The 24259-nt window shown below is 54.0% G+C and carries 26 protein-coding genes and 1 riboswitch; of the genes, 9 read left to right on the forward strand and 17 right to left on the reverse strand.

The window, feature by feature from the left end:
• Nucleotides 1-101 precede the first annotated feature (101 nt).
• Nucleotides 102-416 (forward strand): hypothetical protein, encoded by a 315-nt coding sequence (locus tag TH2_RS12015; RefSeq protein WP_008890705.1) that lies wholly within the window; start codon nucleotides 102-104, stop codon nucleotides 414-416.
• A 235-nt stretch (nucleotides 417-651) separates the two neighbouring features.
• Nucleotides 652-3342, forward strand: coding sequence for a bifunctional acetate--CoA ligase family protein/GNAT family N-acetyltransferase (locus TH2_RS12020; RefSeq protein ID WP_008890706.1), 2691 nt, complete (start codon nucleotides 652-654; stop codon nucleotides 3340-3342).
• 78 nt (nucleotides 3343-3420) lie between these two features.
• Here the strand turns inward: TH2_RS12020 and TH2_RS12025 are convergent, their stop codons facing one another.
• From TH2_RS12025 to TH2_RS12060, 8 genes are all read right to left on the reverse strand, one after another.
• Nucleotides 3421-3858: a MerR family transcriptional regulator gene (locus tag TH2_RS12025; RefSeq protein ID WP_008890707.1), complete on the reverse strand. Its 438-nt coding sequence runs from the start codon at nucleotides 3856-3858 to the stop codon at nucleotides 3421-3423.
• A 120-nt stretch (nucleotides 3859-3978) separates the two neighbouring features.
• Nucleotides 3979-5472, reverse strand: coding sequence for a right-handed parallel beta-helix repeat-containing protein (locus TH2_RS12030; protein ID WP_008890708.1), 1494 nt, complete (start codon nucleotides 5470-5472; stop codon nucleotides 3979-3981).
• Nucleotides 5473-5654: 182 nt separating this feature from the next.
• Nucleotides 5655-7070, reverse strand: a complete 1416-nt coding sequence (locus tag TH2_RS12035; protein ID WP_008890709.1) for an MFS transporter — start codon at nucleotides 7068-7070, stop codon at nucleotides 5655-5657.
• A gap of 36 nt (nucleotides 7071-7106) precedes the next feature.
• Nucleotides 7107-7814: an energy-coupling factor ABC transporter ATP-binding protein gene (locus TH2_RS12040; RefSeq protein ID WP_008890710.1), complete on the reverse strand. Its 708-nt coding sequence runs from the start codon at nucleotides 7812-7814 to the stop codon at nucleotides 7107-7109.
• Nucleotides 7798-8595: a cobalt ECF transporter T component CbiQ gene (gene cbiQ, locus TH2_RS12045; protein WP_040823734.1), complete on the reverse strand. Its 798-nt coding sequence runs from the start codon at nucleotides 8593-8595 to the stop codon at nucleotides 7798-7800. The genes TH2_RS12040 and cbiQ overlap by 17 nt, the downstream gene beginning before the upstream one ends.
• The gene (locus tag TH2_RS12050) at nucleotides 8592-9188 is read right to left on the reverse strand and encodes a hypothetical protein (protein WP_040823736.1); all 597 of its coding nucleotides are present in this window, start codon (nucleotides 9186-9188) and stop codon (nucleotides 8592-8594) included. Before TH2_RS12050 ends, cbiQ begins: the two co-directional genes overlap by 4 nt.
• Nucleotides 9181-9858: a cobalt transporter CbiM gene (gene cbiM / locus TH2_RS12055; RefSeq protein WP_008890713.1), complete on the reverse strand. Its 678-nt coding sequence runs from the start codon at nucleotides 9856-9858 to the stop codon at nucleotides 9181-9183. The genes TH2_RS12050 and cbiM overlap by 8 nt, the downstream gene beginning before the upstream one ends.
• A gap of 16 nt (nucleotides 9859-9874) precedes the next feature.
• Nucleotides 9875-10672: a DUF4198 domain-containing protein gene (locus TH2_RS12060; RefSeq protein ID WP_008890714.1), complete on the reverse strand. Its 798-nt coding sequence runs from the start codon at nucleotides 10670-10672 to the stop codon at nucleotides 9875-9877.
• Between the two features lie 170 nt (nucleotides 10673-10842).
• Nucleotides 10843-11039: riboswitch (cobalamin riboswitch) on the reverse strand.
• 150 nt (nucleotides 11040-11189) lie between these two features.
• Here TH2_RS12060 and TH2_RS12065 point away from each other — a divergent pair.
• A complete protein-coding gene (locus TH2_RS12065) occupies nucleotides 11190-11732 on the forward strand; it encodes a DUF924 family protein (protein ID WP_040823806.1) in 543 nt (180 codons plus the stop codon).
• Between the two features lie 59 nt (nucleotides 11733-11791).
• Here TH2_RS12065 and TH2_RS12070 read toward each other — a convergent pair whose 3' ends face one another.
• Nucleotides 11792-12856: a glycosyl transferase family protein gene (locus TH2_RS12070; protein ID WP_008890716.1), complete on the reverse strand. Its 1065-nt coding sequence runs from the start codon at nucleotides 12854-12856 to the stop codon at nucleotides 11792-11794.
• A 24-nt stretch (nucleotides 12857-12880) separates the two neighbouring features.
• Nucleotides 12881-13657, reverse strand: coding sequence for a peroxide stress protein YaaA (yaaA, locus tag TH2_RS12075; RefSeq protein WP_008890717.1), 777 nt, complete (start codon nucleotides 13655-13657; stop codon nucleotides 12881-12883).
• A 194-nt stretch (nucleotides 13658-13851) separates the two neighbouring features.
• On the opposite strand from yaaA, the gene TH2_RS12080 reads away from it, so the two are divergent.
• Nucleotides 13852-14172, forward strand: a complete 321-nt coding sequence (locus TH2_RS12080; protein WP_008890718.1) for a peptidylprolyl isomerase — start codon at nucleotides 13852-13854, stop codon at nucleotides 14170-14172.
• A 76-nt stretch (nucleotides 14173-14248) separates the two neighbouring features.
• Here the strand turns inward: TH2_RS12080 and TH2_RS12085 are convergent, their stop codons facing one another.
• The 3 genes from TH2_RS12085 to TH2_RS12095 all read right to left on the reverse strand — a co-directional run bounded on the left by TH2_RS12085 (nucleotide 14249) and on the right by TH2_RS12095 (nucleotide 15965).
• Nucleotides 14249-14599 carry a DUF1491 family protein gene (locus TH2_RS12085; protein WP_008890719.1) on the reverse strand — a complete coding sequence of 117 codons (351 nt, stop codon included), beginning with the start codon at nucleotides 14597-14599 and terminating at the stop codon, nucleotides 14249-14251.
• Nucleotides 14600-15394, reverse strand: a complete 795-nt coding sequence (locus TH2_RS12090; protein ID WP_008890720.1) for a peptidoglycan DD-metalloendopeptidase family protein — start codon at nucleotides 15392-15394, stop codon at nucleotides 14600-14602.
• Nucleotides 15395-15479: 85 nt separating this feature from the next.
• A complete protein-coding gene (locus tag TH2_RS12095; RefSeq protein WP_008890721.1) occupies nucleotides 15480-15965 on the reverse strand; it encodes a hypothetical protein in 486 nt (161 codons plus the stop codon).
• 172 nt (nucleotides 15966-16137) lie between these two features.
• On the opposite strand from TH2_RS12095, the gene TH2_RS12100 reads away from it, so the two are divergent.
• Nucleotides 16138-16827: a DUF599 domain-containing protein gene (locus tag TH2_RS12100; protein WP_008890722.1), complete on the forward strand. Its 690-nt coding sequence runs from the start codon at nucleotides 16138-16140 to the stop codon at nucleotides 16825-16827.
• Between the two features lie 64 nt (nucleotides 16828-16891).
• Here the strand turns inward: TH2_RS12100 and TH2_RS12105 are convergent, their stop codons facing one another.
• Entirely contained in the window at nucleotides 16892-18079 is a 1188-nt protein-coding gene (locus tag TH2_RS12105; protein WP_008890723.1) for an MFS transporter, read from the reverse strand.
• Between the two features lie 354 nt (nucleotides 18080-18433).
• On the opposite strand from TH2_RS12105, the gene thrS reads away from it, so the two are divergent.
• Entirely contained in the window at nucleotides 18434-20371 is a 1938-nt protein-coding gene (gene thrS / locus TH2_RS12110) for a threonine--tRNA ligase (protein WP_008890724.1), read from the forward strand.
• Between the two features lie 74 nt (nucleotides 20372-20445).
• Here the strand turns inward: thrS and TH2_RS12115 are convergent, their stop codons facing one another.
• On the reverse strand, nucleotides 20446-21171 hold the full coding sequence (locus TH2_RS12115; RefSeq protein WP_008890725.1) for a DUF4126 domain-containing protein: 726 nt from the start codon (nucleotides 21169-21171) through the stop codon (nucleotides 20446-20448).
• A 133-nt stretch (nucleotides 21172-21304) separates the two neighbouring features.
• On the opposite strand from TH2_RS12115, the gene TH2_RS12120 reads away from it, so the two are divergent.
• Entirely contained in the window at nucleotides 21305-21772 is a 468-nt protein-coding gene (locus TH2_RS12120; RefSeq protein WP_008890726.1) for a tetratricopeptide repeat protein, read from the forward strand.
• A 70-nt stretch (nucleotides 21773-21842) separates the two neighbouring features.
• Nucleotides 21843-22265 carry a hypothetical protein gene (locus TH2_RS12125; RefSeq protein ID WP_157194084.1) on the forward strand — a complete coding sequence of 141 codons (423 nt, stop codon included), beginning with the start codon at nucleotides 21843-21845 and terminating at the stop codon, nucleotides 22263-22265.
• A 92-nt stretch (nucleotides 22266-22357) separates the two neighbouring features.
• On the opposite strand, the gene TH2_RS12130 is transcribed toward TH2_RS12125, so the two are convergent.
• Nucleotides 22358-22687: a hypothetical protein gene (locus TH2_RS12130; RefSeq protein WP_157194086.1), complete on the reverse strand. Its 330-nt coding sequence runs from the start codon at nucleotides 22685-22687 to the stop codon at nucleotides 22358-22360.
• Here TH2_RS12130 and TH2_RS12135 point away from each other — a divergent pair.
• Nucleotides 22680-23816, forward strand: a complete 1137-nt coding sequence (locus TH2_RS12135; RefSeq protein ID WP_040823740.1) for an SPOR domain-containing protein — start codon at nucleotides 22680-22682, stop codon at nucleotides 23814-23816. The genes TH2_RS12130 and TH2_RS12135 overlap by 8 nt on opposite strands.
• Here TH2_RS12135 and TH2_RS21965 read toward each other — a convergent pair.
• Nucleotides 23806-24162: a PGPGW domain-containing protein gene (locus TH2_RS21965; protein WP_081579310.1), complete on the reverse strand. Its 357-nt coding sequence runs from the start codon at nucleotides 24160-24162 to the stop codon at nucleotides 23806-23808. The two genes, TH2_RS12135 and TH2_RS21965, sit on opposite strands and share 11 nt — an antisense overlap.
• Nucleotides 24163-24259 lie beyond the last annotated feature (97 nt).

The raw sequence follows: 24259 nt of genomic DNA on the forward strand, positions 1-24259 counted from the left end.
GTCGCAGGTTCGAGTCCTGCTGCCGGAGCCAATTAAAAAGGGACCGAACGTAATGTTCGGTCCCTTTTGCTTTTGATCGTCAAAACACGGATGTTTACCCCATGAAAACCATCAAAATCGACCTTCGCGAAGTTGAACTCGCCACCCTTTCCGGGCCGACCCGCGGATGGTTGATTACGGGCGAAGGCGGGATCATTCATGGCTTGGTGCACCCGATTGACGGGGATCTGTTCACGATCTCGTCGACGACCGATGCCCGGATACAGGCGTTTGGCTGGTGCCCGATGTTCGACAGTCTGGCCCATGTCCAAGCCGACCTTGAAATCGCGCTTGCCATGAGCTCGCAGGATGAAGTTGAAGCCTGGCTTGAAGAGTCCGAGCGATTTGACGACGGGCATCATGGTCACGTGCATTAATCGTGACGCCAGACCTCCGCACTTCATGCCTCCCGTAGCCTGTTGCATCGCACTGCCATAAAAACTTCGTGTTTGCAGCGCTTTATTGATGCACAGCAAATCAATATAATTGGCATCGCTCTAAAATATCGCACTGCATCATGATGGTACGCTGAAAAAACAGCGCATGCATCACCATATAGGGCGAGTTGGCCGAAATCTGGCCGGCCCACACAGGACAAGGCGCAAACTGGCGATGAGTACAATCAACCTCGATCATCTGTTTAAACCGAAATCGGTCGCCGTGATTGGCGCTTCCAATCGGCCGCACTCCGTCGGCAGCGTGATTATGAAGAACCTGCTTGCCGGTGGATTTGACGGGCCGATCATGCCAGTTAACCCACGCAGTCAGTCAATCGGTGGCGTTCTGGCCTACCCCGACGTCAATAGCCTGCCCGTGGTGCCAGAGCTTGCCGTCATCTGTGTTCCGCCCAAAGGTGTCGTTCCGGTTATGGAGTGCCTGGCGGAAAAAGGCTGCCTTGCCGCGATTGTCCTGACCGCAGGCCTGAGTGCGGAACAATATGATGACAATCGCACGGTCAAACAGGCGATGCTTGATATTGCGGCCTCCAAGAAGATGCGTCTGCTTGGTCCGAATTGCCTTGGCCTGATGGTGCCGGGCATTGGCCTGAATGCCAGCTTCAGCCATCAAAGCATTGGCAATGGCAAGATTGCCTTTGTTTCGCAATCAGGCGCCCTGTGTACTGCCGTTCTCGACTGGGCTGCTGCACGCGGAATTGGGTTCTCCCACTTTATTTCGCTGGGTGAATGCGATGACGTCGATTTTGGTGACGTCATCGATTATCTGGGCTCGGATCCCGATACCCGCGCGATCATGCTTTATATTGAGTCCATTCACGAACGCCGAAGCTTTATCTCGGCCGCTCGTGCCGCATCGCGTAACAAACCGATCCTGTGCATCAAATCCGGTCGCTTTGCCGAGGGTGCAGCTGCGGCCGCATCTCACACCGGTGCGCTTGCCGGCGCCGATGACGTCTTTGACGCCGCCATCAAACGTGCCGGTGTTTTGCGCGTGTACACGGTAAGCGAAATGTTCTCGGCGGCTGAAACGCTGTCGCGCATGCGCCCGTTCCGTGGTGACAAGCTTGGCATCGTGACAAACGGTGGCGGGATCGGGGTGCTTGCGGTTGACGCCCTAATCGAAAGACATGGCCAGTTGGCCCACCTTGACGACGAAACCATTGCAGCCCTTGACGAAGTCCTGCCGCCGACCTGGTCGCACGCAAACCCGGTTGATATCATCGGCGATGCACCGGGTGAACGTTATGCCAAGACCATTGACGTTGTCCTGAAGGACAAAAATATCGACAGCTTGCTGGTGATGCATGCGCCGACGGCCATAACCGATCCGGTCGAAGTCGCACAGGGTGTGATCGACACCATCAAGAACAGCAAGAAAAACATCCTGACCAATTGGGTTGGCGAGGCCACCGTGGCCGAGGCGCGTAACATGTTCTATGCGGCTGGTATTCCGACCTATCGTACGCCGGAAAATGCTGTTGCAGCCTTCCAGCACATGGTCAATTTCCGCAAGCTGCAAGAACTCCTGATGGAAACACCGCCTTCGGTGCCGCACGACTACACACCGGATGTCGACAAAGCGCGCAGCATCATTCACGCCGCCATTCATGCCGGACGTCACATGCTGACCGAGCCGGAAGCGAAATCGGTTCTGGAATGCTTTGGCATCAATACCGTCAAAACTTATGCCGCCCTTAATGTTGACGATGCGGTTAGCAAGGCAGAAAAGATCGGTCGCCCGGTCGCACTCAAGATCCTGTCGGACGACATCAGCCACAAGTCCGATGTCGGCGGCGTGATCCTGAACCTTGAAAACGGTGAGGAAGTTCGTGCCGCAGCCGAAAAAATGCAGCGCGTTATTGGCAAGAAATTCCCCGAAGCCCGCCTGCGCGGTTTCACCGTTCAGGAAATGGTCAAACGTGACGGCGCGCGTGAATTGATTGTCGGCATGACCACCGACCCGATCTTTGGCCCCGTGATCCTGTTCGGGCATGGCGGTGTAGAAGTCGAAGTTGTCCGCGACCGCGCCATGGCCTTGCCGCCGCTGAACATGAAGCTTGCCCGTGAACTGGTTGAAGGCACACGCATTCATAAACTTCTGCAAGGTTACCGTGATGTCCCGGCGGTCAACCTCGAAGAACTTTACATGACCTTAGTGCGGCTTTCGCAGCTGGTTGTGCAGTTGGGCGAAGTTGTCGAACTTGATATGAACCCGCTTCTGGCCGACCGTGAAGGTGTGATTGCGCTCGATGCCCGTATCAAGGTAACGCCAAAGGTTGTAAGCGACGAACAGCGCCTGGCCATTCATCCCTACCCGCGCCATTTGAAAGTAAAGGTGGTGATGGATGACGGGACGACCTATTTGCTGCGTCCGATCAAGCCCGAAGATGAACCGGCCCACTACGAATTTATGTCGCGGCTAACCCCGGAAGATATTCACTTCCGGTTCTTCGGCTCGGTCCGTGAATTGCCGCATTCGGAAATGGCCCGTCAGACGCAGCTTGATTACGACCGCGATATGGCCTTCCTTGCCATCCTGCCAAACGGTGATCAGGAAGGCGAAATTCACGGTATCGTTCAGGTTGTGATTGATCCGAACAACGAGAAAGCCGAATACGCGATTATGGTGCGTTCCGATATCAAGGGGCGCGGTCTTGGCCGCATTCTGATGGAAAAGATGATCGAATTCTGCCGCCGCAAGGGCACAGAAACCTTCATCGGTCAGGTTCTGCCAAATAACCGTCGGATGTTGACCCTATGCGAAAGCCTTGGCTTCAGCCGCAAATTCATCCCGGATGAAGAGGTGTTTGAAGTCACCCTGCCCTTGCAGCGTGCCCCGGAATAAGCCGCATCACCATCACCAAAAACCAAAAGCCCGCTAAAACACCGGGCTTTTTCGTTTCATGCAGAAGCTTCAATAATTTCAGGCGGTTTCTGCGACAAGCTTGGCCTTGATATCGGCAACGGCCTTTTCCGGATCAATGCCCTTTTCTCGAAGCGAATCAATTGCTTCATTCTCAATCGTGCGCAGTTCCTTCAAGGTCGTCTGCACGTCTTCAAGCTGCTGTTCAAGCTCCTCGATCCGGCGACGTCCGACCAGCATCAGATGCGCAAGCTGTTCAGACCGACTGCGGTCTGCGTCATAGAGATCGATATACTCCTTGATATCCTCAAGCGAGAAACCAAGACGCTTGCCACGCAGCACCAGCATCAGCCGCGCCCGGTCACGGTAATTGTATACGCGCGTCGCACCTGCACGCTGTGGTGCAAGCAGGTTTTTGGTTTCGTAAAACCGGATCGCACGTGGCGTGATATCAAATTCTTCTGCCAGCTCGGTAATGCTATAAAGCTTATCGTTCATGTTTTTTCTTGTTTGTTGAATGCGGTGCTTCACCATCGCAACATTCCGACAGCCCAGTCAACTGATTTACGCATACGTAAGCCCATAACACCCGGTGCCGGGCGTTACGAAGACGTCCTGTCAATCATTGTAAACAGGCAAACCTCGAACGTAATCAAGATCGACGGGAACATAGTCCGGTCCCTCGAAGATCTCCCCATCTGTCAAGGCGCCAGGCCAGAATGCACGGTGAGACAACCATGTCCCGCCATCGGGCATCGGGATGCTCAGTGTGTCGCAATACCCTTCGCGATGTTGCGCGCGAAGATCAAAACGCCCGGACAGCCCATCTTCGAACAACGGGCCATTGGAAACGCGCGGATCACGCAAAACACCATCATAGGGATCAAACACCGCCGGATATGTCGGATGGTTGGCAAGATCGCCGTCAAACGAAACAGGCAATGGACCATCTGCCGACAGAGAAAGTTTGTCGGCCGGACCAAAGAATGTCTGATCCAGTGGCATCAGGTCTTCGGGGAGTTTTGTCGGATCGGCGTGTTCAATCGCATTGCGGGCATTGATCAGACCGCGCGTCGTACCCTTCTTGATGTATTTCTGGCGCAGGAAAAAGCTGTTGTGCAGGCAGGCGGAAATATAATCGGGCTGGGCCACTGATCCGCCCTTGCCCAGTTTGAAAACAGCACCGCCGTTATTCTCGTCCCCTTCTGGGCCCGGGCGGCTGTCAAACCAGCAGATATTGCCAAAATAATACCAAAACCCGCCACGTACACCGTCCTGCGAAAACAGCTTATGGCAATTATAAAACCGGTTGCGGCCGATCCACCAGCCAACAGCCGTTGCTTCGGGCTCTATCGGGTTGTCGCGGATATATCTGAACCGGTTGTCAAAGATCCTGACGTCGCGGTTAAAGCTGCCGACCGGTGCATCCAGATTATGTTGGGATACATCCATCCGAACGCCGTTATAACAATCACAGATATCGTTTCGGATGATTTCGACATCCCCGATAATATCATCAGATCCAAAGAACGCCCCGTTGAGGTAGCGATATTCGACCTCGATAACATTGCCATCTTCGTCCTTGCCGTCGTGAATTTCATCCCAGCGGATCTGACGCCAGATATCGGGGTTTTGGACCCAACGGCAACTCGTGATCAAGATGCCGCGGGTTTGTTCGCCGTTGGCATAAAAGGCATAGGTGCCTTCGGTGATATCAAGGTCGCTAAACGCCAGATGCTGACTGTTTTCGATATAAACAGCACTTGGCCAAGCCCGCTTGATGGTAAAAAGCTCAAGCCGGATATGGGCCACATCAATCAATTGGAAAACGGCATAACCGTCGCGTCCCGGATTACTTGCCGAAACGGAAGGATCAGGAAGCTTTGCCGCGTCGATTATCGCATCGGGTTCGCCGCGCACAATGATCGGTTGATCAGCCGTTCCACTGCGCGGGAAACGCAAAGGTTCATCGAAGCAATAATACCCCGCAATCATCCGGATCATTTGCCCGGGTCGGCTTTGCGCAATCGCCTGATCAAGGGTCAATGCCGGGCGGATTTTGGCATCAATCCAGTGTTCTTGCCCGTCACTCGATACGTAAACAACTTCCATAACCCGCCCTCCCTGTTTGGATTGCAAAACCATAACGTAAAACAACCACAGGCCAAGTCTGTTGTTTCAGGCGCGCTTTGGAGGCACCCGAATTCATACCCTCATACTTTTTGAAATGTCACCACTCGCCCGGCAAAACGCCAACGTGAGCTTTCCTCACATTCGGGTTTTGACCCCATTCCCTAGACCCTATCACCGCTTTCCATCGGCCATTTTGTATGGTGGCTGTCGATCACAAAGCGATGCTTGTGGGTTACAGGCGGGTGGAAGTGCCGATGCCGGTGCTTGTCTGTTTCGGCCGTATCTTCATGAACATGGACGTGATGCGGGTCACTATGGTCGTGCGGATGTTCGTGCCAGAACCCCGGATGACTGTGTTTGATTTCAAGTCTGTCTTCCTTCGGCCATAGCATGACAGCAACAAGCACAGAACCGATTGCCATGCCCCCGGATGCCAGAAAAGCCGCCGACAGATCCGCCAAACTTCCCAGCCAGCCAACGATGCCATACGCAAACAACCACCCGCCATGTGAAAGTGCGAAGTTGGCCGCAAAAAACGCAGAACGATCCCCGTCCCCGGCAGACCGCTGCACAAGCCGTCCACCGGGGGTCTGGGCAAATGTTGTACCTGCCCCGGCAATCAGCCACAGAATTGCAAACGCGAAGACCGACGCCAAATCTGAAATCATCAAGACACCGCCAAGCAACATCGCGACCGCGGCAGCGACAATACCTGCCAACATCAGATGGCGTTCACCGACGCGTTCGATCAGCCGCGGGATCAGGAATGCCGCACACATTGATCCGGCGCCGGCACAAGCCAGAAAACTTGTCGTTAGCAACTCTGTCCCGCCAAGAATGCCACGCGTCAGAACCACGGTATTGACGATGATCATTGCCCCAACCGATGAGACGGCAAAATAAACGGCCAGAAGCCCGCGCAAACGCGGCGTCTTGAGATAAGCCACAATGCCAAACACCGTATTGGCATAAATGCCGCCAGTCCGATCCGTTGGCGCGGCCTGCGGGATCTGTGCTGTCATGATCAGCAAAGCCGAGATTGCAAAGGTCAGACTATTGGCCAAAAACAGACTATCAAACGACCACACAACCAAAAGGGCCGCGGCCAAGGCCGGGCTGACCAGATTTTCAAGGTCATAGGCCAGCCGCGCGTAAGAAAGACCCTTGGTATATGCCTTTTCATCGGGAAGGATTTCCGGGATGATCGCCTGAAACACAGGGGTAAAGGCGGCCGAAGCCGCGTTTACGACAAACACCAGAACGAAAATCTGCCAGACCTGATCAACAAAGGGCAGACAAAGCACGATCCCCGCGCGCAACACATCCAATCCGACCAGCCACATCCGACGCGGCAACAGATGCGCCATGCCCCCTGCCACCGGCGCGATCACGAGATAGGCCACCATTTTCAAAACAAGAATGGAACCGAGCACCCGACCAGCATCATCACCGGCAAGGTCATAAGCCAACAACGATAGCGCCACTGTCGTCAGCCCAGTCCCGATCAGGGACGTAATCTGGGCGGAAAACAGATGGCGAAAGGCCGGTTTGGAAAACGGGGATAGGTTGGATGTCATCACCGCCCTTTCATGCTCGTCCGAGGCAAAGGACCCTCAGGATGCGGCCTCGGCCTGGTTCGCGCGTTCGCTGGCCATGCATTTCTTGTCTGGCAATTGAAGCACTTTTCCCGTGCGCAATTCAATAATCCGCGTTGCAAGTTTCCGTCTGAAATGCGGATCGTGTGACACCAGGATCATGGCTTGTGGCAGCCCCAGAAGGATTTCTTCAAGTCGGCGCAGGTTTTCTTCATCAAGTGCGTTTGTCGGCTCATCAAGCAGCAAAACATCGGGCTTCATGGCAAGAACAGCGGCCACCGAAACCAGCCGTTTTTCGCCGCCTGACAGCTCGTGCGTAATCCGTTCACGCAGGTGTTTGAGATGCAGTTGATCCAGGACCTCATCCACAATCGCAAGGGCTTCCTCGCGACTGGCCCCCAAGTTTAGCGGACCAAAGGCGATGTCCTCAATCACGGTCGGGCAAAACAGCTGGTCATCGGGGTCCTGCACGATAAACCCAACCCGGCAGCGCAAATCGTGAAATTCGGCATCGGTCACACGCGGGGTGCCAAAGGCACGAATTTCGCCCGCATGTGGCTTAATCAGGCCGACAAGAATACGCAAAAGCGTGCTTTTACCAGCCCCATTCGGCCCCGCAAGAAACAGACGTTCGCCCGGATCAAGCGTCAGACTGACACGATCGAGCACATTCTGCCCTGCCCGATAACCATAGGAAATATCATTCAATTCAATAAGCGACGACATACATGAGATCCATCAGGACAAGGGCAATAATCAGGGCAAGGAAGAAAACGGCAAATGCGCCGTCACGACGCTTGAATGCCAGATCATCTATCATCGGGAAATGACCACTAAATCCGCGGCATTTCATGGCTTCAAGCACACGTTCGGCCCGTTCAAGCGATCGCACCACCAACATGCCAAACAAATAGCCAAAAGACCGGTAGGTATGGGCATTGTTACGGGCCTTAAACCCGCGAAGTTTCATCGCCATGCGAAGACGATGATATTCGTCATGAAGCACCGAAATATAGCGCACCGTAAACATCATCAGATGCACCAGAACCGGCGGACATTTCAGACGATATAGCGTATGGCCAAGCGTCACCGGCGTCATACCCGAAAGCAGGCTTAGCATCATCAGGACAACCGCATTGGCCCGAATGCCGACAAGGATGGCATGCATCAGCCCTTCCTTGCTGGCCTCTGCCCCAAGGATCGAAAACATCGGTGTGCCAGGGGTCGTAAACGGCAACATTACCAGCATGACGATGATGAACCCGTCCATGGCAGCCATGCGTTTCAGGGTTACGCGCAGCGGCAAGTCCGTCAGGCTCATGGTAATGGCGGCAAATATCAGGGCACCGAGTGCAAATTCGATCTGATGCAGGGCCACCACGACAATTGCAAAAACACAGGCCGCGACCACCCTTACCCTTGGATCGAACGTTCCGACGAATGACGGTGAATGTCCGCCACGCGCCTGAACGCTCAGGGGTTGGTCATGTCCGAAAAGGTGGCTCATGCGTTGGGTGCTTTTGCTCTTAGCCGTCGCGCAGCGATGTAATAAATGATCCCGAAGGCACCGAATATATAGCCAATGCCGCCCAGAATCGATTGAAGATCATTCTTTTCCTTATAGGCCGTGAGCTCGCGCCTGAGCGGACGCAATTCGTCACGCACGATGGTCGCAATGATTTCTTCCTGCTCGCGGGTAATCGCAGGCCCAGCGTTTGATCCTACGCCTGATGCAACCGGTGTCTTTGACGATGCTGTTTGTACAGCCGCATCAACATCCGTCAGGTCCGCAATGGCAAAGGTTGCCTCGGCAACGTGCCCTGCCCCGAGATCGGCACGAAATCGCAGGTCAATCTTTTGGCTTGGCATGTAGACAAAGAAACCGTCACCGTCGGTGGTAACTTCATCAATCTTGTTGCCATCAAGATCAAAGATCTCAACAAGCGTGTTTTCGGCCATGACACCGTTGGAGAAACCGATTTCACCTTCGATGTTCGAACCGCTTGGAAACAGAGATGCGATAACCTTGTGCGCCTGTGCAGGTGCGGTGCCGAACACAAGCATGCCAAGCGCAAAGACCAGCATAAGTGACCTAGCCATTGGAAGCCTCGCCCGCCTGCTTTGCACGCAAGGTTGCTGTCGGCTGCATCTCAAAACCCGATGTCTGATCGGCGGATTGCAGCAAGGCCGGTTTGACCTTGGCGATCAGATACACCGATGCCGCTGAAACCAGTCCTTCGACCACCATGATCGGAATGTGGGCAAAGAAGACCAGCTTGGCCGCCGGAACAAATGCATCACCACTGAGTGCAAGCGAAATCGCGACAAACACCGTTGTCAGCGCGATGGAAAATGCACCGGCACATCCACCAAGCACAGCGGCCGTGACCGGATTGCTGCGCGACACCATTCCCCGGAACAAAAGGCCCGCCAGCACAGCCGGAAAGGCGATATTGACCGTATTGACGCCAAGAACCGTCAAACCGCCAAAGCCAAAGAAGACCGCCTGAAGCAGGAGACCGACAAAAAGCGCCGGAAACGCGGTCCAGCCAAGCACCAGCCCGGCAAGACCGCTCATGATCAGATGCACACTGGATGGTCCCACCGGCACATGAATAAGCGATGCAACAAAGAATGTTGCCGACAAAACCCCGGTAGCAGGAATTTTATCGATTGGCAGTTTCCGCAGTCCAAGGCCAAGCCCGGCAACTGCAAGAACACCCCCGCCAATCAAGACTTCCGGTGCCAGCGCACCATCAACAATATGCATCTGTTTTGTCCCTCGCCTATTTCACATCATAGGCGCGAACCCACAGGACTGCATCCTGTGAAAGTTCCTTGCCCTGAAATTCTTTATCAGGGCCGCTGCCAAGTGCTGCAAATCCCCAAAAACCTGCCTTGGGGACACCAAAAGTGAAATACCCGTTCTGATCGGAAATGGCCACAACCGCACCACCGGGCATTGGCGATGCCGTCGGCCCTTTGGGGGTGTTACTGGCCATATCGGGTTCTGCGGCCATGTATTCGATTTCGACTTCAACACCGGCTACCGGTTGGCCTTCGCTTAACACTCGGCCGGTAAAGGTCGAACCGGCAATGATGTTGGTTGGTCGATTAAGCGGCAGGATTTCGGTTTTAAGACCTTGCGGTTCCATCCAGTCGGTCGGAATTTCGTTGCGGTTCACGTAGGATTTCGTGATCTGCTGAATGAAGATATCTTCGCTTTCTTCGTAATAAGGTGCCGGCACCACCACCATGACGTAATCGCCGCTGCGGCGCAGAGTTAAAGTTGCGTCAAAGGCCGCTGCCGAGTTGGCAATTCCGGTGAAAGTAATCGGCGAAAGCGTTGATTTCAGATCAAGTTTCTCACCGCGATTAACCGCATAAAATTCAAGCGGCTCGGCCATATCCATGACATGACCGTTTTCAAACGGGTGCCAGAAAATCAGCTTTACCGGCTGATCCCCGGCCTTGGTCACGTTTACGTCCGGCGTATAGGCCAACTGAAAATGCGCATGCGCCGGCATGGTCGCCGACAGCACGCAGGCGCTTGCAATCGCAAGCCTGCCAAGGGTCTTCAACATATAATCGTCTCTTTCTCAAACGATGCACGCAGGCCAAAGGCCCAACGCACAGGGTCAGGACAAAGAACGATAGGATGGCTGGAAGCAAGATTGCGGATCTTCAAAAGACCGTTTGTACCCCTGCAACCTGACGCTCACCCCGGCGTCCAACAGTTTCATACCGAGCAATCAGCACCCGGCAGTCAAAGGCAGGTCTCCTGGCTCACGGTTTGAAAAGCAATGCGCCTTCCCGGTTTGCACCAGTGGCATATGCAATGCTCTGACCGCTTACAGTTGCGGGGGCAGCCGTGGCTTTGTCATGCATGACGCACCACGTTCCCTTTTAAGTTGGTCCAATCGGATCAACACCAAAGACAATGTCATAATCCACGCCGGACGGATTGCTGTCAACTCCTTCCCCCAAGGTCCGTGACAATCTTTTTGCGGATGGCTTGACGCGCCTTAAACCGGGCGCGAAGATCACGCGCAATTTTGCCGACGGGCCGCAAAAGCCTGCAATCAGATGGGTGGAAACATTATGAAACCTGAAACAGTTCTTGTTTTCTGGTTCAAGGAACTCGAAGAAAAACAGTGGTTTATCAAGGATGAAGCCCTCGATCGCCATATCGCGGAACGCTTTGCCGATTTTCATGCCGCCGCCACGGCCGGAGAGCTTTTTAACTGGCGCAAAACCGCCCATGGACGACTTGCAGAAATCATCGTTCTTGATCAGTTTTCACGCAATATGTACCGCGATCAGCCACAGTCCTTTGCATCAGATCCAATGGCATTGGTACTGGCGCAGGAGGCTGTTTCCTTGAGGGTGGATCGCAAACTGGTCACACCGCAGGAACAGGCATTCCTGTATATGCCGTATATGCACTCGGAATCCGAAATCATTCATGAAGTGGCGGTTGACCTGTTTTCACAGCCCGGCCTTGAACATAATTACGAGTTCGAGCTGAAACACAAAAAGATCATTGACCGGTTTGGCCGCTATCCACATCGCAATGAAATATTGGGCCGTCCATCGACGCCAGAGGAAGTGGCGTTTCTCAAAGAGCCCGGATCATCGTTCTGAGCATTAAAAAAGGGACGGTTTCCCGTCCCTTTTATTCGATCACACTTAGGCGCAGAACATCAGCCAACATCACGGTCGCGATTATCCCACCAGCCCTGAACAAGGCTTTCTGCCTCATCCATGTAATCCGCCTTGCCGGCAAGGAAGGCTGCCATGGCGGCACTGCCCTTGATCTTGGCTTCGGCGGGAATATCTTCCACCTCGCCACGCCAGACAGCCAGAAAGTGCTTTAGCGACACAGGGCTTTGGTCTTCGCCGTCTTTCTCTGTCTTCGACAGCAATGCCGGCCAGCGAACATCATTGAGCTCCCCATTATCAAGCATGCGCAGATCGACATGCTTGTAAGGTGTTCTTTCGGCTTCGCCACCACCGCCCTTGATCACACCGATGCGCGGAAGTTCCAAAAGCTTGCCGGTTTCTCGATGGACATCAAGAAACGCCGGATGAAACACACCAAGGAAGGCTGCACGCGCATGCAGCGGATTAAGCAAACGCAGTAACGTATTGACCGGACTGCGCAATCCAAGAAGCGGACGCAATCCAATCAGCTCCTGCAGTTTAGGATGCATGTGACGCAGCGGCAGATATGCAAAGCCCTTCGATGCGATATCAGAACGCGCTTCTTCTGCAGACATGGCAATCGGAAGCTTAAGCGCCTTGATGGCAACTTCTGTGCTGATCCCGTTGACCAGATGCGAGTTATAGCCATGCATCAGCACCGGAACATTATTCTGCGACAGCAAAAGCGCCGAAAGCACAAACCAGGGCAGACCGCGGGTCCGACCGGCCGCATAGGATGGCCAATCCAGCGCAGGGCGCATAAGCGCATCATCTTTGCTGTCTTCATCCGGTTCAAGACGCGCGGCCTTGCGAACAGCTTCGATCATGCCAGCCAGTTCTTCGGGCGTTTCAGCACGGTAGCGCAGCATCAAAAGGAATGCGCCAAGCTGGATCGGTTCGACCTCGTCGCGCAGAATCATCGAGAACGCATCAAATGCCTCCTCGCGGGTCAGACTGCGCGAACGGCCCGGCCCACGGAAAAACGTGCGCAGATAGCCAGAAAACGGATGCGCCTCTGGTAAGACATTCTCATCCTCGAGCTGTTCAAGATGCTCGTCGGTCATATGGTTTCACCGGAATAGTTGGTGTTACTGATCGTGAATACGCGTGAAGACCCACTCTGTCTCGGTCGAGAGGTCATCCTGATAGCGATAGCCATCAACATTAAACTTCTTGAGCTCTTGCGGGTCTTCGAGCCGATTGTCAATCATATAGCGTGCCATCATGCCACGCGCACGCTTGGCTGAGAAGCCGACAACCTTGGCCGTACCACCCTTCACTTCCTTGAACACAGGCGTAATTACCGGGCCATCAAGGATCTTGGTCTTGATTGATTTGAAATACTCGTTCGAGGCGAGATTGATCAGACTACGGTCCTTGTGACCTTTGGTAATCTCATTGATTTCTTTTGAAAGCTTATCGTCCCAGAATGCGTAAAGGTCCTTGCCCCGCGGGTTCGAAAGGCGCGTTCCCATTTCCAAACGATATGGCTGCATCAGATCACGCGGTTTCAGAAGGCCATAAAGGCCCGAAAGCATCCGAAAATGATCCTCTGCCCAGTCGATGTCTTCGGCCTTCATGGTATCGGCATCAAGGCCGACATAGGTATCACCGCGGAATGCAAAGATCGCCGGTTTGGCATTGGTGCGATCAAACGGACGCGAAAAATGCTGAAAACGCTGATAGTTCAGATCGGCAAGGTTTTCGCTGATGCCCATGAGCTTCATCAGATCGCTGCGGCTTTTTTTGCGCGCGACATCAACAAGTTGTTCGGTGTCGTCCAGAAACGCGGGTTGAGAAACAGACATTTCCGGGACGTCTGTTTCGAAATCCAGCTTCTTGGCCGGGGACACAACAGCAAGCATCAATCTGCCTCTTCTCTTTCATCTCGGTTCGATTTGTCGTAACAAGCCACAAGGCATGGGCAATGTCTAGGGTCCAACCCTATGTACAGGAGTATACGGCTGTACATGGATTTGGACCCTTAGCGTTATCCATAAACTTCTAATCTTGCAGAAAATCCGTCGGTTGCAAGTTTTGACGGATGAAAGGACCCATTATGAGTGAACAAGTTCGCGCGTCGCACATTCTTCTGATGTATGCCGGTTCGGCACGTTCGACCGCCACCCGCAGCAAAGACGAAGCCCTGACCGAAATCAACGCGCTGAAAGATCAGATCGCAAACGGTTCCGATTTCGCAGAACTGGCAAAAGCCAATTCCGATTGCCCGTCCGGCCAGCAGGGCGGCGACCTTGGCTTCTTTGGCCGTGGCATGATGGTTCCGGAATTCGATGCCGCTGCGTTCAGCATGGAAGTTGGTTCGACGTCTGACGTGGTTGAGACCGATTTCGGCTACCACCTGCTGCAGCGCACCGCATAAGCAATCGCTTCCGCGTGATGCAAAACGTAAAGGCTGGCATTTGGTTGCCAGCCTTTTTCTTTTTCAGGCGCGCCTGTCAAAAATCGACAATCGGGGCATCCAGTTCGTATTGCCCCTTGTGATCTTCGATCTCCAGCACCCAGACATCCGGATCATAGCCAATTTGTTTGCGCCAGTATTCATCGCAGGCAAACTCGGTTTCGCGGCCCCCATCCGGGCCACCGGCCACCAGCATCCAGCCCAGCTCCCCATCAAGTGTCGTCACCCGTGAATAGACAAAGAACCCTGCGGCAAACCGGTTGAGCTTCACAAGCACGGCGCCTGCATCTTCGTTGCCCTTGTGGGCCACCATCGCCGTAATCAGGTTCGACTGGCAAATCGCGATCTGCGCGCGCACCCACAACCCGGCTTTCAGACGCGGTTGCATCTATACCCCTTCCCGTGACGCGGTCACGTTTTCAGGCATTTGCAGGATCTGGTTCGGGTTTGGGCAGATACTTTCCCAGATATCCCATTCTGACGGCTTGGCGGCACCAAAGAAGTCCCCTTCCCGCCCCAGCATGTCAAAGATGATCTGAAAATGCAGATGCGGTATCCAGTCGCCATTAATCGGGAAATCGCCAAACCGACACAGAAGGTCACCCGCCGTGATTTCCTTACCCTTGTAAAGCCCGTCCAGGGATTCGCGGCTGAGATGACCATAGAGCGTATAGAACCGGATGCCTTCAGCCGGTTCATGCTGCAAGATAATGGTCGGGCCGTAATCCAGATGCAGGTTGTTGTCGGCAAAGCTGTGTACAACGCCGTTCAGCGGTGCAAAGACCGGCGTGTATGCCGGTGCGAACAGATCAATGCCAAGGTGCTGACTGCGGGCCTCGCCATCGTTTTTGAACTGTTCGGACTGATAACAGATGCGGTCTTCGCGATAACGTCCAATCCCGACCGGGGCATTGGCATTGGCCAGTTGCTGCCACATGATTTCGGTTTGGCGCGCCGGATCGCTCTCGCCACCAATCACCACATCGCCGTTTGAAGAAAAGTCGTAAACGATCTTTGCACATGTTTTGAGGTCGCATTCCATGACCGAGTGAAAAACATCGCGGTTCTCATCGATCCAGGCCCGCAGGCTTGCGGCTTCTGGCACCGGCTCCTCGCCGTTTGCAAAGCGGTCCTGATAGGATTGAAGACGTTGGGCTGCGGCAGTCGATCGCAAGGCGGTCACGGTGGTGGCTCCGAAACAGAAAAAGGCAGGGAACGATGCCCTGCCTTTAGCTACATTAATTTTTGCCTGATCGGCAAGCCCTGGCTTACCAGTTGGTCACTTCATATTCGCAGGACACATCATCATCATCGGTGTCGGTCAGTGCAACCGTCAGGCGGCGCATCTGCGGATTGAAGCGTTTGATGAAGTTCAACAGCAGCAGGGCTTCTTCGGAAAGCTCGCCCGCGTCTTCGTCGTCTTCATCAATTTCGCAAAGCTCGACCAGTTCCAGGAACAGAGCACCAAGGGCGCGTTTGACGTCTTCGCCACCTTTAAGGCCGCCTGTAAGCTCGCCAAGGGGTGAAAGATCGATTTCAAGTTTGCGCAGGTTTTTGCTCATCTGGTCGATGGCATCTTCATCAAGCACCATTTCGGCCGCGATCATGTGCGTGCCGACTTCGTTGATGTTCATGAAACCGATGAACTCGAACAGGTCGTCTTTGGTGCGACCGTCTTCCAGCAGCTTTTCGGTATGGGCTTCGAATTCTTCGAAGTCGATGTCGTCGCCAAGATCGTTTTCAAGATCGCTCATGTCGCTCTCCAATCAAAATTTGCGCTGCTGATACTCTGGATTGCGGGAAAACTCAACCCGGACTGGTGACATGACCATCTGCTATGCATCCATCACATTGCGTGGCAAACAATATTGCGAACGATAGCGCATTATCACTAGGATTAGAATAAATCTGATGGAACGGCTTTGAATGGAACCCGTTATGCCCACCTTCACGCTTCTTGATGTTGTCGCAATTTGTTGGGCGTTTGCCTGGTGGGTTGGTTACACGATTTTTGCCGATGCCAGTTCACGACGCCGGAATTCCATCTCCGCACATATGGCGCGCAATCGCCATCGCTGGATGGAACAGATGCTTAAACGCGATATCCGGATGGTCGATACATCAATCGCCAGCAACCTGATTACGGGCATCAGTTTCTTTTCCTCGACCACCATTCTGGTCCTGATCGGCCTGATGGCGCTCCTGGGTTATACCGACAAGGCGATTGAAACTGTTTCTGCCCTGCCCTTTGCCGCTGTCACCACGCCGGCTGTGTGGGAGTGCAAGGTGGTGTTGCTGATCGTGATCTTTATTTATGCCTTCTTCAAATTCACATGGGCGTTTCGGTTATCCAATTATTGCTCGATCCTGATCGGTGCCGCCCCGGAAGCCGACGCGCCAGATGCGGCCCGCGCGGCGGCACGGGCATCGCGCATGAGCATGATGTCGGCCCACAACTTCAACCGCGGAATTCGCGCCTATTTCTTTGCACTCTCGGCATTGGGCTGGTTCTATCATCCGCTTGCTTTCATCGTCTGTGCGACCTGGGTGACGCTGGTTCTCTATAATCGGGAATTCCGATCGCACGCACTCGATATCCTGAGCGGTCATCACTGATCGGCACAGCAACGAAAAAGGGCCGCATATGCGGCCCTTTCTTTTATTTATCAAAGTCCTGCCTTCAGGCCGCTTGTGCCTTGCGGCGGATCGCAAAGGTCGCAACGATCAGCAACACCAGACCAACCGGCAAGGCGGCACTGTAAAGCAGCGTCCCCCATCCGGACCCGGCATAGATCGTGCCTGCCGACAGCGATGCAATCGCAACGGTGCCAAATACGCAAAATTCGTTGATCGCCTGCACACGTGCCTGTTCGGACGGACGATAATTTTCGGTCAGGAACGTCGTCGCACCGACAAACATGAAGTTCCAGCCAACGCCGAGAAGTACCAACGACACCCAGAAATTGCCGATCAGGTCCTGTCCGGCAAGACCAACCGCAAGACAGGCAAAGTTCAGGATTGCACCGGCCTGAATAACCTTGAGCGCGCCAAATCGTTTGATCAGGTTGCCGGTAAAGAAGCCGGGCGCATACATGCCCACAACATGCCACTGAATGATAAAGGCGGCATCACCGAACGCGTAATCGCAATCAAGGATCGCAAGCGGTGTCGCCGTCATCACAAAACTCATCACCGCATAGCCAAGCGCACCTGCAATGATTGCAACGATGACGGCGGGTTGACCCATTACGGTTGATAACGGACGCGCCGGTTCAGGATGCTTGTGTCCGCGCATGTCGGGCAAACGCAGCTGACCAATGGCGATCACCAACAGGAACTGCAAGCCGATCAGGGCAACGAAGGTGCCAAGAAACGGGATCGTCTCGAACCAGTCCCGGGCAAAGCTTGCCAGGTTCGGCCCTATAAAGGCCGAGGCAAGCCCGCCCAGCATGGTGTAGGAAATCGCACGCGCACGAAATTCTACCGGTGCGGCTTCTGCGGCAGCAAAGCGGTATTGCATGGCGATGGCATTGCCGGCACCAATGCAGGCACATGCCACACAAAGCAGCCAGAAATTGGCGTAGTAAACAGCGCCCATACCCGACACTGCACCCATCATGGCAATGGTCGCCCCCATCCAGAACCCGAATTTTCGGCCCATCTTGGCCATGACAACCGCCGAGGGGGCCGTCATCGCCATCATGGCAATCATCATGAAGGCGACTGGCAGGGTTGAAAGGGATTTGTCACTGGCCAGCGAAAAGCCGATCACAGCGGCGACCGTGAAAATCAACGACATCGCGCTGGCAGACAACGCGACGCACAGACTCAAAATCATGATGTTCCGGCGAACTTCCGGGCTCGACATTCGGGGCTCCCTTCGATGGCGTTGGTGGCGCCATAATAGTGCTTTGAACAAAACCTGCCTTTGGCAAAGGCTTGCGTCTTGCTCTACAAGTTTGTCCTGTTATATTAAGTCTTCACCTTACGGGATAGTATCAATGCACGGCTTTGCCGACAAAAAGTTGAATACCGCCGAAAAAACTGCACGCCAGATTGGCGTTGCGGCGGTTCGTGCTGTCCCGAAAGTCGCTTTTTTCAAAGAGCGAACTTGACCTCATCCTGAAATTCCTTTTCTTGTGCATTTACCCCGCGTAAACATGCGGGTCCTATATGTGCATTCCTGAATTATGCCCGCAGATAAAGCAGAGTTGAGCCAACCATGATTGCCCTGACCCTTCCCGATGGTGCCGTGCGCGAATTTGACGGCCCGGTATCGGGTTTCGATGTCGCCAAAAGCATCAGTTCTTCGCTGGCAAAGAAGTCCTTTGCCATCATCGTCAACGGTGAAGTGCGCGACCTCGCGCGCGAGATTGACACTGACGCGACTATCGAAATCGTGACAAAGGGCCATGCGGAAGTTCTGCCGCTGATCCGTCACGATTGTGCGCATGTCATGGCCGAAGCCGTCCAGGAACTTTATCCCGATACGCAGGTCACGATTGGCCCGTCGATCGAGAACGGTTTCTATTACGATTTCGCCCGCGAAACGCCGTTTACGCCAGACGATCTGGTGAAGATCGAAAAGCAGATGCACAAGATCATCGAACGCAACGAACCGATCGTGCGTGAGGTCTGGGATCGTGACGAAGCAATCAAGTTCTTCCTTGATAAAGGTGAGAAATACAAAGCCGAGATCATCCGTGATCTTCCGGAAACCGAGACCATTACCTGCTATCGCCAGGGCGATTTCATCGACCTGTGCCGTGGCCCGCATGCACCGTCGACCGGCAAGATTGGCAAGGCCTTCAAGCTGATGAAGGTTGCCGGCGCCTATTGGCGTGGCAATTCGGATAACGAAATGCTGCAGCGTATCTATGGCACTTGCTGGGAAAGCAAGGAAGACCTGGATGCGTATCTGCACATGCTCGAAGAAGCCGAAAAGCGCGATCACCGTCGCCTTGGCCGTGAAATGGACCTGTTCCACATGCAGGAAGAGGCCCAGGGCTCTGTGTTCTGGCATGACAAGGGTCTGAAGCTTTATCGCAAGGTTGAAACCTATATCCGTGATCGCCTTGATGCGGCCGGGTATCAGGAAGTGCGTACGCCGCAGTTGGTTGATCGCGTGCTTTGGGAAAAATCCGGTCACTGGGAAAAGTTCCGCGAGAACATGTTCACCACGACCCCGGATGAAGACGATCCCGAGAAGGTTCTGGCGCTTAAGCCGATGAACTGTCCGTGTCACGTGCAGATCTTCCGCCTTGGCAGCAAGTCCTATCGTGACCTGCCACTGCGTATGGCGGAATTTGGCTGCTGTCACCGCAATGAGCCGTCTGGCGGTCTGCATGGCATCATGCGTGTCCGTCAGTTCATTCAGGATGACGCCCATATCTTCTGCACTGAAGACCAGATTGTCTCTGAAACCAAGATTTTCTGTGACCTTCTGAAATCGGTCTACAAGGATTTCGGCTTTACCGACATTCTTGTGAAATTCTCCGACCGTCCGGAAGTGCGTGCGGGTTCTGACGAGATTTGGGACAAGGCCGAAGCGGCGCTCCGCGAAGCGGCTGAAGAAGCGGGTCTGGCACTTGAAGTCAATCCGGGTGAAGGTGCTTTCTATGGGCCGAAGCTTGAGTTCGTGCTTCGTGATGCCATCGGTCGTGACTGGCAGTGCGGCACGCTTCAGGCTGACTTCGTTCTGCCGGAACGTCTTGATGCATCCTATATGGGTGAAGACGGTGAAAAACACCGCCCGGTCATGCTGCACCGTGCGATCCTTGGCTCGCTTGAACGCTTCATCGGTATTCTGATCGAAAACTATGCCGGTCGTTTGCCGCTGTGGCTGTCACCGGTTCATGCAGTTGTTTGCACCATTACCAATGATGCCGACGACTATGCCCATGAAGTCAAGGCAGCACTTGAAGCCAAGGGCCTGAATGTTGAGCTCGATACCCGTAACGAGAAAATCAACTACAAGGTCCGCGAACACAGCCATGCAAAGGTTCCTATGATCCTTGCGCTTGGCAAACGCGAAGCCGAAGAAAAAACTGCTTCGGTCCGTCGCATTGGGTTCAAGCACCAGAAGACGTTTGGCATTGATGAACTTGGTGATGCAATGGCGGCGGAAATCCGCGACCGCGTAATCGAAGCCGACTTCTGATCGACGTCAGAAACACAACCAATAAAGCCCGCAAGTCAGATACTTGCGGGCTTTTCTTTTGGCTCAACGTGATCCTATTCAGGCGGAAGTTTCGGTTTATCCGATGGTGGCAAAGCCGATCCGCCTGCCCCGGATAGATTGAGTTTTGGCAGCCCTGTGCCGGTGCTTGCCTGTTGCGCACGCGTTTGGGCATACGCCACGGACGGATGACGCGCATTGCCAAACACCTGCCCGATAAACCGCCAGATCTTTGGCACCAGCCAGATCAGAAGCAGAACAAACAGGGCAAACAGCACAAAGAAAACCACTGGATGGAAAGCGACTGTGTAAAGTGCGCCAAAGACAGCCACATCCTCGGCGACTGAGGCGATGCTGTTACTAAATGGTTCAGGTGATGTATTGATTGCCGCGCGGCTGCCGGCCTTTGTAAAGTGGCTCCCGGCCGCCACCGTCCCGCCAACCAGCAAGGCAATCGCAGTTTGAACGCCGTCGCCCATGCCGGTATCAAGGCCGCTCATGGCGCCGGCAGCAAGGAGTGCACCGGCAGGAATCCTGATGAAGGTATGAATGGCATCCCAAACGCTATCGACGATCGGTATCTTGTCGGCCACGAATTCGATCATATAAAGGAACATGGCGAGTGCCAGCACCCACCAGCTTCCCAGAACCTGAAGCTCCGGCGGCAAATCTAGCAGCCCGAAATTGTTCAGAAGACCAAGAATAACCATTGTGCCATAGAGGTTTACACCACTGGCCCAGGCCCCGCCCATTCCCAGCGCAAGAGTTTCAATTACCCCCACAGATTCCGCCCTTTCAAAGCCATAATTCTCACCAACAAGTGAACAGGAAAAACGTTCAGTTGTGATAAATCACACTTTCAGCGCGTCCCGACACACGTATTAATGCCAAACCAGATCACAGAAAGGTACGACGATGGACCGTAACGGTGAAACCCCAAAAATGATCAAGGCATGTGCTGTTATGATGATGCTTGCCACCCCGCTTCTGACAGGCAACGCTTTTGCAATGGGCAGTTCGGATAGCTGGAGCTCTGAGGGCACCGACCTTTCCGCTGTTACGGAGCTTGTTGATACCGGCATGTACGACATGGCGATCGACAAGATTGAAACCATGCTCGAAGAAGATCCGGAAAATGCCGATCTGTACAATTACCTTGCCTACAGCCAGCGCAAGATGGGTGACTTTGACAGTGCGGCGCAAAACTATGAACGCGCCCTGATGATTGACCCTGAACATGTCGGTGCTCTTGAGTATCAGGGCGAACTTTTCCTTCAGACAGGGAAACCTGAAATGGCTCAGGAAAATCTTGCGCGATTGGAACAGCTTTGTGGCATGGACTGCGAAGAGTACAAAACGCTGGCCAGCAGCATTACCAACTGATCTCTCCCGTTTGACCGCCAAGAGAACCTATTCTTTAGGATAGGTTCTTATTTTTGCGCGAACACGCCATATGTCTGTCAAAGTTGTACACGAAAAAACAGGAATAAAGATGACCGACGCGGCACTTAGCAAAAGTTATACTGTGGTTTGCCTGCGCAAGACCGGGAACCTGATGGAGCTCGAGCCGGTATCGGACTACAGCGCTGCCCTGAAGACTGCCAAGGATGCAATCAGCAGCAAAGGCAATTCTGAAGTACGGATCGTTGAAAACAAGTACGACCAAGATACCCGCAAGGAAAAGAAGCAGGTCATCAAGATTTTGACATCCGAGAACGCCGGCGGTGCAACGGGTGCGTCCGGCCGATCTTCTCAAAGCCGTGGCATGACGCGTGAAACCGCAAACAAGGCCACAAAAGGCATCATAAATATCGTCATCGCCGTAACCGTGCTGATCCTGCTTATCGGGATCATGGTTCCATTGGCCATGCGGTAATTATATCTGTCTGCGGTGCTACCCTTCCGAAGGCGATACCGCTTGCTTGCTATGTCCCTGATTTCCAAAGACAGCTGATCATCATCGTTGCGTTAGCAGGAGTTGTTTTTGCTGGCGATGAAAGATATAACTTTCTGTAATACAGCGATGATCAGGTGAAGCGTGAAAATCAGGTTTGCGACAACTAACACTCCCCTTCGACGCAACTGGGGAAGAATAACTGCCGCAGCTCTCCTGCCGCTCCTGACTGCTTGCAGCACTTCTGATTTTTCCGGTCTTTGGTTCGGTTCATCCACTGCCTCGCAAGAACTAAGTTCTCCATCGAACGAACAATTGCCTGCGGCGGAAAAAACAAGCTTCAACCGGGCCGCCTGTGGTTTGTTTTTCGGCCACACGGCTTCCTCCGGCACCGGAATGCCCAAGGATGGCTCCACCACATCCGAACCGATTTCACTTGATCGAAGCCCTGCGGATAACTTCCTTCAGGCGATTTCTTATGACATGGACGGCAACTATGAAAGTGCGCGCAAACTTTATGTTTGGCTGACCGCGACGCCGCCCGACGCCAAGATCGATCTCGATTGCGGCCAAGGTGTGCGGCTTTCAGGCAGCATCAACAGCCTAGCCCAACGACGCCTTGTCACGCTTGATGCATCATCCCCGGAATATGCACGATCCAAAGAAATAGATGCCGTTGTCGCATCCGCCACCGTTGCGCCAGGTCCAGAGTTACCCAATCCGCCGCAGGTCGAACGCGATCGCCGGTTTTATGAAACCGGTGGCGTGGTAGAGGCAGAACCCGAAGCCCCCACCAGTCCCGTCGTTCGGATGGAGATGGAAGTCAGTGAAAACACGGCGCGACTGACGCGTGTTGACCGGCAGACCGCAGCACCCAAAACGACGCCAGAAGCGACGCCTGTCCCCGCCCCTAAGAGAACCAATGGGCCGGTGACCGGTGGAACGGAAACAGCAGTTTCAAAACTTGCCCCGGTTGCAGCCCCTGCACCAGTGGCTACTCAGTCAGTGCAATCCGCGGCACCGGTTCGCGTTATTGCTGCGCCAACGATTGCCGGCGACGCAGCATCAACAGAACATAAGGGTGCAATGGTCACATCAAACGCGCGCCCGACTGAACAGGGCGAGCTTGATATTGTTGACTCAAAACCCGCGGCACCAATGATCGAACTTCCGATCACCTCGACAGAGCCGGTAGCAACACAAAACGCGATGGCGCCATCAACCGGAAACTCGGCACCAGCGGAAACTGCAACCAGCCAAACCACGCAAAGTGGTAGCCCCTACTACGCCGTTCAACTTGCAGCGTATCGTTCGCGCGGACGTGCGGAAGATGCATGGACGAAGTTCCAAAGCGCATCGCATGGTATGCTGGCTGCCGCAGACCATGAAGTCGTCAGCATCGCGATTGAAGGCAAAGGTCTGTTCTTCCGGCTGCTAACCGGAATGTATGCTTCCTCCGCTGATGCAACGCAGGCTTGCAACAGCTTGAAGTCTGCCGGGACGGATTGCCTGGTTCGACGCGTTAGTCCTTAAACCTCTGTCGGGCGGATGCCGCCATCTTCTTAGACCGCATCAATCCATCCGGGCGGGTTTTCCGACCGTGTCTTCGAACGAACCCCGGCATCTTTCCCAGAAAATATTCGATCTTGGCGTTGTGACGGTAATACCGCCAGCGCAGATGCTGGATAAATCGCCGCGTTCGTTTCGATCCCGCTGCCAGCAATGGAATACCAAGCGCAATAAACACCATGCCAAAAAATGGTGGCGGCAATGGCAGGAACAAAAGCCCAACCAGCAAACTGAACGCCCCCACCAGCATCAAAGCTGTCGATTTCAAATGCTTGAACCTGTGCAAAGCCATTCCATCATGCAGTTCCATGGACTTTGGGTGCGGATTATCCGCGTGATCGCGGGTGCCGCCAAAAGAATGTTCAAAGACATTTGATCAAGACGGGAATTGCTATTGTCCGCTTCTG

The sequence above is a fragment of the Thalassospira profundimaris WP0211 genome, from assembly GCF_000300275.1.
Classification (GTDB): Bacteria; Pseudomonadota; Alphaproteobacteria; order Rhodospirillales; family Thalassospiraceae; genus Thalassospira; species Thalassospira profundimaris.